This window comes from Acrocarpospora macrocephala, from assembly GCF_009687865.1.
GTDB lineage: Bacteria > Actinomycetota > Actinomycetes > Streptosporangiales > Streptosporangiaceae > Acrocarpospora > Acrocarpospora macrocephala.
Window position 1 is genome coordinate 274,898 of sequence record NZ_BLAE01000035.1, and the last position, 11,690, is coordinate 286,587.

At 60.1% G+C, this 11,690-nt stretch carries 9 protein-coding genes; 4 read left to right on the forward strand and 5 right to left on the reverse strand.

Features of this window, described 5'->3' with window-relative positions; all coding sequences use genetic code 11:
- Positions 1-4: 4 nt before the first annotated feature.
- From Amac_RS29545 to Amac_RS29560, 3 genes are all read right to left on the reverse strand, one after another.
- Entirely contained in the window at positions 5-586 is a 582-nt protein-coding gene (locus tag Amac_RS29545; protein ID WP_170322722.1) for an SMI1/KNR4 family protein, read from the reverse strand.
- A 614-nt stretch (positions 587-1,200) separates the two neighbouring features.
- Positions 1,201-1,449, reverse strand: coding sequence for a hypothetical protein (locus tag Amac_RS29555; RefSeq protein ID WP_218041355.1), 249 nt, complete (start codon positions 1,447-1,449; stop codon positions 1,201-1,203).
- Between the two features lie 451 nt (positions 1,450-1,900).
- A complete protein-coding gene (locus Amac_RS29560) occupies positions 1,901-2,329 on the reverse strand; it encodes a hypothetical protein (protein ID WP_155357658.1) in 429 nt (142 codons plus the stop codon).
- Between the two features lie 23 nt (positions 2,330-2,352).
- Here Amac_RS29560 and Amac_RS29565 point away from each other — a divergent pair, with 23 nt between their 5' ends.
- Positions 2,353-2,871 (forward strand): hypothetical protein, encoded by a 519-nt coding sequence (locus Amac_RS29565; RefSeq protein ID WP_155357659.1) that lies wholly within the window; start codon positions 2,353-2,355, stop codon positions 2,869-2,871.
- A 1,582-nt stretch (positions 2,872-4,453) separates the two neighbouring features.
- Here the strand turns inward: Amac_RS29565 and Amac_RS29570 are convergent.
- A complete protein-coding gene (locus tag Amac_RS29570; RefSeq protein ID WP_155357660.1) occupies positions 4,454-6,013 on the reverse strand; it encodes a hypothetical protein in 1,560 nt (519 codons plus the stop codon).
- Between the two features lie 412 nt (positions 6,014-6,425).
- Between Amac_RS29570 and Amac_RS29575 the strand changes: the two genes are divergently transcribed.
- Together Amac_RS29575 and Amac_RS29580 are read left to right on the forward strand one after the other, a co-directional pair.
- Complete coding sequence (locus Amac_RS29575; RefSeq protein WP_170322723.1) at positions 6,426-6,818, forward strand: DUF2637 domain-containing protein; 393 nt, start codon at positions 6,426-6,428, stop codon at positions 6,816-6,818.
- A gap of 126 nt (positions 6,819-6,944) precedes the next feature.
- On the forward strand, positions 6,945-7,103 hold the full coding sequence (locus tag Amac_RS29580) for a hypothetical protein (RefSeq protein WP_155357662.1): 159 nt from the start codon (positions 6,945-6,947) through the stop codon (positions 7,101-7,103).
- A 365-nt stretch (positions 7,104-7,468) separates the two neighbouring features.
- On the opposite strand, the gene Amac_RS29585 is transcribed toward Amac_RS29580, so the two are convergent.
- Positions 7,469-10,492: a DEAD/DEAH box helicase gene (locus Amac_RS29585; protein WP_155357663.1), complete on the reverse strand. Its 3,024-nt coding sequence runs from the start codon at positions 10,490-10,492 to the stop codon at positions 7,469-7,471.
- An 865-nt stretch (positions 10,493-11,357) separates the two neighbouring features.
- On the opposite strand from Amac_RS29585, the gene Amac_RS29590 reads away from it, so the two are divergent.
- Positions 11,358-11,690: hypothetical protein (locus Amac_RS29590; RefSeq protein WP_218041356.1), on the forward strand; the 333-nt coding region annotated here is incomplete at its 3' end.

Genomic DNA, 11,690 nt, shown 5'->3' on the forward strand with positions numbered 1-11,690 from the left:
GAAGTCACGCCAGGTACCTGCCGAATTGGTATTCCATGAGGTCCCAGAACGACCGGTAGCGGACCTCGCCCGGATGCCAGCTCGCGAAGTCCCATGCCTCCCACTCGCCGTCCGGCCCGACTACGTGTGGGTTGAGCAGCCACACCTGCCCCTCGATCTCCTCGGAGACGCAGAGGCTGGCAGACATGGACTCTTGGTGGAGATACCACTCGTCCTGCGGGTCGGCACCATCCAGGCCATCCCAGATCTGGGCGATCATCGGCTCGACATCACGAGTCCACCCAACCTCAGCCAGAGTCAGTAGGCGGAGACTCGAATGGCTGTACTCATCCCAGCCATTGGTGACCTGGAGAAACTCCCGGTAGCTTGGCGGTAGGCGCATGCCGAGCCGCTCCTCGTGCCGCACGATCTCGGCTTCACTGGCGCCGGTTGCGCCGAGCCAGGACGCGCGACCGAATCCGTCGTCCGACTGCGCTGGGCGTTGCGCCAGACGAGCCCTGTACTGCGCGAAGTACTCCTGAGCCGCATTGTTCACGGTGTGGAGAAGATCGTTCCATGGATAGTGGGGGGCGTTGAAGATGGCCATGGCGGGGACCTTAACGGCCGTGCCCGACATTTCATCCGATGTACGGCAGAGCTGTACCGCCTAACCGACTTTGATCCAGGCCCTAGCCATCCACGGCCTGGATCGCCTTGATCCACGGGCGGCTTTGCCATACACCGCCAGGGCGGCGAGTTCCTTGAAGGCGCTCGTGTACAGGGCGACCTCGTGAGGCTATGTGAGGGTCAGGTGACCGGAGACGAGTTCGACCGTGACCTCGGCGTCGTCGCGCAGTTCACGGAGGTCAGGGATGTGGTTGTACAGGGTCCCCGGCGAGACACCGAGCAGCTTGGCGATCGAGGTGATCGAGTGCTTGGGATTGGGCGGTAGGTCGCGGGCCGCGCGTAGAAGTTCGGGGGTGATGACGTAACACTCGCGTCAGCGCACGCTCGGGCATCCCTGCCCCACCTTCCGCGGCCCGCACGCACACGGGTGGGTCACCTACGGCGAAGAGGCCCCAGGCAAAGGCAAGCGGCTGCTCCTCACCGCAGCCGACCGGACAGCACTGGACACGCCAGCCATCTGAGCAGTCCCGGGGGTCCGAAGGTCGCGGGGGCCCGGTGGGAGTCGGAGGCAACGGATGGTCGGGCGAGTCGGATTCACCCTTCCACCCCGCCGAGCTCCTCGATCTGCTCCTTGGTCAGCCCGGAGACCAGCGCCATCCGGGCGGTGTGTGTCCCGTCCAGTTGTGCCATCGCCTCCTGCATCGCCGCGTGCAGTTCAGCTTGGCGGACCTGGAGATACACCCGTACGGCTTGCGCCACGAACTCCTTCTTCGTCACGTGCAGGAAATGCGCCCCATGCGAGATGAGGCGATCGGTTTCGGAGTCCACCTTCAGCGGTGCCACGTTTGAACCAGCCACAACAACCTCCAGTACCCAAAGGTACCTGGGATACCCCTGGAATGAAAGTCGCGCGACGTTCAGCGATGGGCCAGAAGAGCACGCTTTGACTACGTCATAGGCGTTCATGTGCTTCGTCAGACAAGAGAGTCCTTCGAAGGAGAGGCCCTCGAATGAAGTCACGCGAGACAGCGCGATCAGGATCATTCGACCTGGCTGGGGGCGCTTGCCGCAACAGGGGTAGTCCTTGATCTAGAAGGGCGGCCCGGCTCCGGCCACCCCGTAGAAGCCTGTCACATGGCGAAGGTCCAGCTCACAGCCAGCTGTACAAACAATGATGGAGGCTCAGGTCTCCCTGGCCTCCACATGTGCGGCTTGTGTCCGAGGGGGGACTTGAACCGTTCGCCTATCTCCTGAGCAGCACCGACGCTCCATGGCTGGACATCTCATGCCCGGACTAGGTGCGCAGGAAGGTGGTGCCCACACCCACCTCAACGAGATCAGATCTGATTGTGCGGCACATGACTATGCCGCGGAACTCCAGCAACTGCCAGCTCAGAATCTTCAACAGCCGATTTCCGCCGCGCTCAGGAAAGTGGCGGTACGGGAGCAGCGACTCGGTGACTGCAACACCGAACCCCTTCCTGCATCCCAGCAACCTGATCAACCCAGGAGCCAGACCGTGCGTCACCCCTCCACACGAACAATTGCCGGGGAAGCGGTGCCGATCGAAGGAGTCTGGATCGAGCGCACCCAGCGCGATCGGCATGGAGACCGGATCATTCTCGGCTTCGCGGTGGCTGTCCTGCTGGCGGTCGCCGGCGCGGCTGCCTACGTCTCCTACCACCACTTCTACGGTCTTGCGATCGCTCTCGGTGAGCGGCACGACATGGCCATCCTGTATCGGCGATGTCTGACGGTGTCATCGTCATGGCCTCGCTAGTGATGGTCTACTGCTCGCGTCGCCAGCTTCGTGTGCCAGTGCTGGCGTGGGTGGCGCTCGCCTTGGGCGGCGCGGTGACGCTGGCGGCAAATGTGGCGCACGGCTGGTCCGGCGGACTCGGATCGCGCTTGGTCAGTGCCCTGGCACCCCTGGCTTTCGCGGGGGCGTACGAGCTATTGATGTGGATCGTGCGCAACACTCGGCGACCATCGGACGAAGTCAAGGCGAATGAGCACATGTGCCAGCCCGTTGAGACAGTGATCGAGGTGGAACGGGTGGTGCCAGTGCTGGCCGCCGACCGGTATGAGGCGGCACGGCTCAGCTACATCGACAGCCTGGGTGAGGGCAAGCAGCGCCTTGGTCGCCGTCCACTAATGCGTCGGTGGGGATTGGAGCAGCGCGAGGCGGAGGAGATCATCGCTGAGGTGGAGAAAGACAGGGCACAGACCACCGATGCGGAAGGCAGCCAGACGTTCCACACATAGGCCGTGATGCCGCCCAGCGACATGCGTGGGATGGACGCGGTGTCTGAGTTCCGGCCCCGCTAGGGACTTTCGCATTGACGTCTAAGTGTTGGTTCTATAGACCGCAAGCGTAGATTCCCCAACCTGCCGATCGCGCAATCAAAAACTTAGACACCAGATCAAGATTAGGGGTCATAAGCTACGCATGTGGAAGGGCCTCCTGCCGACAGGGAACGCAACTCTTGCGGGCAGGAGGCCCGACCACCTACGAGGTCTCGTGAGAGCGGACAATCCAGACAATCCATGCGATTGTTCGGACCGTCCTCAAGCCCGTTTGCAGAGTTCCGACCCACGTCTCACGACGATTTTCCCCGCGACGATGCTTCCCCATCATGATCCTCTCCGTTCTCCACTGGTCTGCCCAACGGATTTGCTCACTTGGGCGCATGCTCGTGTGAAGAAGCGGTTCCGAAGTGGCAGGTCTGCCTCGTCAAACGGAAAGGTACATGGTCTGCGGCAAGATTTTTCCCGTATCTCCCGCTAGAGATCATTGAGGATGAGAATTTTCAACCGAATAGGTGGCTTCCTCATCCAGTGGTGCACACGAATACTTCCTCAACTTCCCTAACTGCCCTAACATCCCTAAGTAGGTTAGGTAGGTTTCCCTGCATCGCAACTTCTGAACTCCTGGCGTCTAGAGTCCAGGGCCGTCTGACCTGGCTGCGGCTCTGATCGCTTCTTACCGTTCAAAGGAAGCCCAGCGATTCGGTACAGTTCGGCAACACTGGTCTCAGCACCTGTGGGCAGTTCCGTGACCAGGCTGGCGTGCGCTACCGGGCAGATTCACCAAAGCACCGAGGGTGATTGCTTGAAAGTGTGGCATTTGCCGGATTTGAAAGGTGAACAGTTTATGGACGTCGGTGATGTCTGGGCGTTCAGGGATCAGCCGAAGGCCGTCGGGGAGCGGGTGTACCAGGTAGAGGTGGTCCGGGTCGACGGGCCGCGGAAACACGGCGATCTGCATGTACGTTTTCTCGACGGCGAGGAGGCCGGGCTGCAGGAGTGGGTAGCACGTGGTCAACTGGTCGCTCCGTGGGCTGACGTCGGGGCGTTCCTTGATGACGATCGCCGGTGGGCGGCGGCGATTGAACGCTCACGTGAGGTTCGAGGTAGCGCGGAATTCGAGGTGGCCAAGCTGCTCTTCGGTCATGTTCGGCCGAAGAACAGGATTCGTCTCCGGCATGCTGTCGCGGATGCCGGAGTGATGGAGATCGCCGATCTCGACGGGGTGGCGTCGTGGCTTGGTCTCGACCCTCAGGAACTGCGTAAGGAGCCGCTGGCCTTTGTGGACAGGGTCGGAACCTATGTCGCCTCGTGGCCGACGACGCGCCAGGTGGCCATGCGAGTGGCTCAGGTCCTGGGCGGAGACATCCTCAAGGCCATGGCGAAGCAGGAAGCGGCCCTGAAGACACAACGCCGGAACGAGTCCTGGTACGGCCATGAGAAGACCGACCGTGAACTGGAACGACTGGAGACCGTCGTCAGCACGCTCTATGAGTGGTGCGGTAAGGAAGCCATCGACCGTTACGACGAGCTCAAGGCATTACGGGCCGAAGTCGAACGTCTGGGTGAGCTGGTCCAGCGCGCAGTGTCGGAGTTGAGGGCCCGCAAGTGTCACGCTATCGCCGCCACCATTGAGGCCGACCTCGGCGTCCATGTGACCAGCTTTCGCGGTAGGCATCGCTGACCTGTGCTCGCTGTTCGGTTTGAGGCCGGTAATACTCCTTTTGGGGGCCGTGGGGACTCCAATCCCCGAGGTAAGGGCGCAGGTCGTCTGGAGCTGGATCTTTGTCGAAACCCGCATGGGCGAGACGAGATGGACCGCGGAGCGGGTCCAGGCGGTCGGCGATCGCGTGTCCCCACTCGATCCAAGGTTGCAGGCGTTCGGCTTCCCCCGGCTCCTGGCAGTCGGCCGCAGTTTGGTCGAGCGCGGCGCAGAACTTGCGGATTTCGCTGGCCGCCCCCAGGCGTCCAAGGCATTGGCGAATGTCGTGTTGCGGTAGTCGTCAACTGCGCGGTTGCGAGCCTGCACCATCGCGGCCTCCCAGCGCGCCCGCTTCGCGGCTTTTTCTCGTTCTTGTTCGGCGAGCCACTCCTCGTATTGCTGTCTCCGGGCGAGGGCAGCCTGTTCCGCCGCCTCGACGCGATGCTCGATCTCCTTGATGACCTCGCGTACTTTACTTTCCACCAACGAGCGCGAACTATCCGACCACCGGTCGCGCCGGCCATGCGGCGACTGAGGCAACTCCAATCGAAGACGTCCCGTTGGTACGGATTCGTACTGCACGGGGACTCGCTGCCAGGCATAGGGTCTTCGGCGTTTTTCCTCCGGACCTGGCTCGCGGACCACCTGGTCCTGTTCCTCTTTGACGGTAACCGGGTACTGCCCCGTACCGACCTGTACGTACAGTCCGCGAGCTTTGCGCTTCTTGGACATCGCGAGTTTGTGGCCGCGGCGGCGAGCTTCTTCGGCGAGGGACTTGACCAGGTCGAGGGCCCGAGGCCTGAGGGCCTCGGAGACGGCCAGTACCTCGGGATGATCCCGGAGCAGCTTGACTAGCGCGTCGGCATCGGTGACCTTGTCGCGTGCACCGAGGCGGACGCGGTTCCAGTCGGTCTCCTCGGGATGCGCGTCGTCGAAGAGCCGCATGATCAGATCGCCGCCATTGCGGCCGGTGTGCCGTAAATGGAAACCTGCGGGTACCAGGTTGTGTTGTTTGGCCGCGTGGATCGCCCGCCGGTAGGACGCGCGCGTTTCCTGGTCAGGGTTTTCGATCTCGAGGGTTCCCCCGTTGTGTTGCAGGCGTTCGATCAACTTCTCGGCCAGGCTTAGGGGGCTTTGGCCGACATCGCGTCTTCTGGAGGCGACTGGTGCACGGGCAACGATGATGCTGCTCATTGTGCCTGGAGTTGGCCGGTCCGGGTGATGGCCGTGTTCCAGATAGAAGAGGCCAGCCTCGGTGATCTCGGCCTGCCAGAATCCGTCCTTTCGCGGTGTGGTGACCAAGCCGCGGTTACGAAGCGCGTACACCGTTCTCGCCAGCTCAGGCGTTTTTGCGCTGACCGGCTCCTGGCTCTTCCCGATCCGCTGCAACACCGTCAACTGGCGATCATTTAACCTATCCCATCGCTGTACGTCACCAGATCACACCGCAATGTCACCACAGGCAAGCGGTTTCAGGATTTGCGTCGCGTCGGCGACTTTCTCGGCGTGGAGCATGCGGGCGGACTTGAACCGTTCGCCCATGCCTTGAGCAGGGTCGATGCCCCGTGGCTAGACGTCTCATGCCCGGAATGAGCGCACAAGGAGGCGACTCCCGGACCCAACTCGACAAAATCGGGTCTGACAGCGCGGCACACCCTCATGCCGAGGAACTCCAGCAACCGCCAGTTGGGATCTTCAGCAGGCGGTTTCCGCTTCGACACCACCGATAGCCGGGGTGTTGGTTGGAAAGGCCCCGGTTGAACGCACTCAGCGCGATCGGTACGGGGACCGGATCATCCTGGGCTTTGCGGTGGCTGTCCTGCTGGGGGTCGCCGGCGCGGCTGCCTACGTTTCGTACCACCACTTCTATGGTCTTGCGATCGCTCTTGGTGAGCGGCACGACATGGCCATTCTGTATCCGGCGATGTCTGATGGTGTGATCGTTATGGCTTCGCTGGTGATGGTCTACTGCTCGCGTCGCCGGCTGCGTGTGCCGGTTCTGGCGTGGGTGGCGCTCTCCTTGGGGGGCGCGGTGACGCTGGCGGCGAATGTGGCGCGCGGCTGGTCCGGTGGACTCGGATCGCGCCTGGTCAGTGCCCTGGCACCCCTGGCTTTCGCGGGCGCGTACGAACTGCTGATGTGGATCGTCCGCAACACCCGGCGACCCTCCATAGAGACGCTGGCCGAAGGCCACGTGTGCTAGCCCGTTGAGACTCTCGTCGAGGTGGAACGAGTGGTGCCGGTCTGCCCACCGACCGGTACGAGGCGGCGCGGCTCACCTATATCGAGAGCCTCAGTGAGGGCAATCAGCGTAGGCCGACGCCCACTGATGAGCCGGTGGGGACTGGAACAGCGTGAGGCCAAGGAGATCCTCGTCGAGGTGGAGAAGGAACGGGCCCACGCCATCGAGGCGAAGAGTGTTGAGGTGGCCGATTCGGAGAGTGTCGTGCCACCGCTGGGCGGGCCCCCTTTCGACCGGCACGAGTGAGGCCTGAGGCGGAGTAATGAAGGACATCGGTTGCGGGTGGTCGTGTCGTCCTCCAGTTGTCCAACTCGGTCATCGGACGGTCTCCCATCTTGAAAGATCAAGGTTCTGGGTCGCGATAAGGCATTTATTGCGACCCAGGATTTGCACCAAGATCAGTTTGAGTCGCATGTAGTGCTGGCCCCGTGTTGTCGCAGGTACAAAGGCACGATATCAACGCACTTGATGAACTAGGGCTGATCGTTCGCGAACTGAGGGATGGTGCGTCCCTACATCGGGGCAGACGCAGACACTTCTGTCGCTGCAGGTAGATAGCAATGACCGGGACAAAGATAGGAACTTTTCCTAACATGCATTTGAATCGATTGCTACTTGCTTCCCATGAGTTTTGCACTACCGATCGGCGATGTCGCATCATGCCAAACTGTTAGGAGCTCTCGAATTTGCTGCGCGGCCATTCGCGGGTGAGATGACCTTAGCTCTTTATGAAGTTCTGAAAGGCTAAGTCCGGGCTGAGCAATTCCGATGCAGCCTGTAATGATTGGCGCTCTTTCCTTAATTGACCATTGGGGGTGAATGGCGTTCTCCCCGCAGAGAACACGCAGTAGTCTTTCACTCCCTCTAACGACTCGTATCGCCGGAGATGACCTACCTGCGAGACGCGCACCGAGTTCAGCCCACAGCGATCGATCCGTGATCCAACGTCGACTCTTGATGGCTTGAGCGATCACTTCTTGCATATCTTTGACGCGTAGAGAAGGCTTTTCATCGTGTGATGCCTTCGCGTGCCAGAGTTCCATGCTTACCTGGAGACCTGGATCCATTTCGATTACGATGTAATCTGCGATCTCCCGCGGCCCATCGTTACAGAGTACCCATCGATGACGCCTACGGAGCGGTTGGTCAACTAGGTGTTGCTCGAGACTCTCATGTACAGAAATTCCTCGCATCTTCCTTTTTGCGGTGTCGCGTGTTTCCGCCGTGATGTCGACGCCACTCCAAGCGGATTCAAAGTGATCTATGTCCGGCATGGAATGTAAGGCGGGACGCGATTCATAAACTGTCCCTCCATGGACCGTCCTTCCATCTATAAAGTATATCGTGGGTGGGCGATCCGTAAAAATATCTGCAAGGGAAAAAACTGGCCCGTACCCTCTTCGTACTTCGACAGGCATGGTACTGTCGTGGAATGTACCCGAAATATCTTGCGTACCAAGCCATAGAGAGTTGGATGGATTGGCCGGATCTATTGCACGCAATGGGAGTATGGCATCCGTCCTCGCGCGAGAGGTGTCTTCGCGGAGGTCGAGCTCGTCTAAAAGCAGCCCGTTAGCTAGAGACCATCCCTGTCCTCGTAAGGCGGGATGCATATCGATTGCCGCAATAAGAGCAGTCGTGAACTGAAGTAGGCGGAATCCACGGGCCACTGTTGGTAGTAGGCGACCTGGGCCATCCATGGGCGGGTACCAGTAGCGGTCAGCTAGATCGACGACGAAATCCTCATGTGCGCGCAAGGACACATGGCGTGTCTGCCACATTTTCGACTTGCCAGTCGCTATCCCGGCAGTAAAAGTGCCTGCCTCGCTGGTGATCTGTGCCATTGCATGACCGAGGGCACCACGAGCTGTATCTGCATCGCGTAACCCGCGCTCGACGCCCTTGCCGGCGAAGGTCCTATAGCTAGGAACGCCTTGACTTCCGTGATACGTATTTCTAAGTCCCACGTTGGAAACAGAGATGCGCGGCAGACTATCGAAGGCATCTTGGATCCGAGCAGGGTCAGCAGCACGAACTCGTTCTTTGGCATTTAAAGCCTCGAGTATTATGCGAATAACCCCTGTATCGGCCGAATTGATGAGAAGTAGGTGTGCCTGATCTGTCTGCCTAGCTGCTTGCCACGAGATGAGATGCAGATCATAGGTCGATGCGTCAAGTCCAGACTCCGCGTGCCACTTGGGACGTTGAACTGCCATTGTTACGATAATTAATGTATCGTTCCGTGGGCTGAGTGCCGAATAGAGGATAGCCTTTCCTCTTATAATCGAACCCTCAGTCAGTGCCCCCGGAATAGTCCCAGACAGGAACGACGGCTCCCATCCAGTCGCGGGAACTTCGTGGATAATGGATCGGCAGACTGGGTGAATTGCTTCAACCGACAACTGTGGAGGCGCTGTTCGAAAGTTACGGACGTAAGCCCGGTCGGCGATGTCGTCGGAAATCAATTCATCAATGACACCCGGCAGGACTTCCGCCCAGTCCGCGTCTTCGTCATAGAGTGAGCGAACCGCACCCTGTAGTTGTGGAAACACATCAATGTCACGAGCGGTCACAAGCATGGAACCTTGCGGGTAGTGATCATCGACACGCACTAGTCGGCCAATTAGTTGGACAGTTGCGTTGAGGGACTTGTGCTTATCGTGATATCCCGCGATACGGATGCTGGGAAGGTCGAAACCTTCGCCAAGCATGTCTACAACTGCGATGGCCCGACATGTACCGGATCTTAGTGCCTCCACTTTCTCATTTCGCGCACGTGAGGACATTTTTGAATGCAAAAGTTCTAATTCAAGCCCTAGCTGACTATAAAGGGATGCCAAAACCTCTGCTCTCGATATGCTTGAGGCGCGAACAAGTACGGTGCTTGTGGCATGCTCGGCGGTTCGCGCGATCCGAACGACCTCTTCAGCGATCAGGCGATCCTTTGTTTCCTCGCTTGCATTCTCGGGAAGGTCTAAAATTACAGGTCGAACTGGCTTATATAGACCCTCTTCGAGCGCTTGCCGCAACGGGTAGTGGTAAATATGTTCGCCTGGCAGGCGTCGGCCGTCCCTTCGCCGTGGTGTCGCCGTGATTAATAGCCCATGTGCCCTATCAAAATAGTCAAGAATTGCACGCCATGTACTGGCTGGCGCGTGATGGGCTTCATCAACCACTACGACATCGAATAGATCGCGTGGAGGGAGGTTGTTCTCATAATAGATCGGGCTTATCGAATTAGGGAGAGCCACAACTACGTCGGCCGCGTTTAGGGCTGACCAGTCCACAATTCGGCCACTTAATTGCATAACATGCGGGCGATCTTCGCTGTTTCGAGCTCCAATGCGGCGAAGTACGTCTTCTGATTGAAAGGCTGCGGAGATCTGCTTCCGTAGATCTTGCGAGGGGACGACAACGAGCACGCGGTTCGCCTTGCACAGATAGGGCGCTGCGGCAGCAACTGCGGTCTTACCCGAACCCGTGGGAAGGGACACCAGCGCAGCGGTCTTCCTCGGCAGCGACCAGTGGGCCATCACCGCACCGAGTGCGCCAATTTGCGGGGCACGCCACGCCGGGATGCCTACGCCGTTGAAAAGCGTGAAGATCTGGCTTTTGTCCTGATAGTGCCCGGCCATGCCAACCTCCTGGATGCACCCTTAGCCTCATTGACCCCATTCTGCCAGCAGACTGACTTCGACCACAGTAAACACTGCGGTTGCCGATAGTTCCATCCATCCAGGTTGGGCCTTGCAGGGCTTCTTCTGTAGGCAGGCTTCGATCCCAGTGGAGAAGCTCCTGCGGCAGGACAACCGGTCGTGCTCCTTCGCCTGGGCTACTTGGCGCTCACGAACGCTTCGTCGCGCTGCGGTTGCTTCTCCGGTGCCAGAACCGGTGCCCTGAAGAGGGTCGTTATTGGGCTCTGTTGGTGGCCTGGGGCTGATGCGGTGGCTGACGTCGGGCAGCAGGTCGGTGTTTCCCTCTCCACTGCCCTGGCGGAGAGGGAAGGGAACTCCTACGCATCCGTCCGTGCCGAGGTTCCGTGAAGGTTGCAGGTTCGCGGAGGGGATGTCCAGTGCGGCATGCCCCGGAACGTGATGTCCGCTTGGATACTGCCGCCGATGCTCCGCGTTAGGCGATCACCATGGTCGGCATCTGCGAGAACTCCGTCAACAGTTCGACGATCTGAGGTTCGACCGTGTCAGAGATCGAACCTCTGCCAGCCCGCTGGTATGGCTCGACAATGTCCACGGCGGGAGTGCTTCTCGGGCGGCCCCGGCCTCGGCGCGGGTCCTGCTACGCCCTGCCATCAACACACCCTCATGATCACGGTGTCGCAACAAGTACTAACGGGGCTTCGCCCCAGCCCGACAAGCCATGTGTGACGGCTGGGGTAGATGAAAGGGCTCCGGCCGGAGGAGACGGTGACACTGTGTGTCCCGTTATTGACCGCCTGCTGGCAGTGGCCGGCCGACTCGGGCCGACATCCGACCGGAGCTTGTCATGACGCTACCCCGAACCGTCGCCGATGTCCTGACCGAGCATGTGGCCCTCGAGATCGAGTCGATCGACCGGATGTTCCTCAACGTCTACCAGCCGCTGCTCCAACATCCGCGAGCGCTGGTCGGCTACATCCACCACCAGCTCGGTCTGCCCATCGCCTCCACCGCTCCACTTGGCCAGGTCAGCGAACGCTTCGAGCAGGCCATCCACGCCTTTGCCCGCCAGCACGCCATCCCCATGACCCACCTGGCCAAGGGGATACGCAAAGACGATGTCATGCACGAGCACCTGACCCGCTTCCAAGCGGCCGCCCGCACGGAAGGCGTGCTGTTC

Excerpts from the sequence above, each read along its gene's own strand:
- Amac_RS29545 (WP_170322722.1), bottom strand. The coding sequence starts at position 586 with ATGGCCATCTTCAACGCCCCCCACTATCCATGGAACGATCTTCTCCAC.
- Amac_RS29565 (WP_155357659.1), top strand. The coding sequence starts at position 2,353 with ATGTCTGACGGTGTCATCGTCATGGCCTCGCTAGTGATGGTCTACTGC.
- Amac_RS29580 (WP_155357662.1), top strand. The coding sequence starts at position 6,945 with ATGAGCCGGTGGGGACTGGAACAGCGTGAGGCCAAGGAGATCCTCGTC.
- Amac_RS29585 (WP_155357663.1), bottom strand. The coding sequence starts at position 10,492 with ATGGCCGGGCACTATCAGGACAAAAGCCAGATCTTCACGCTTTTCAAC.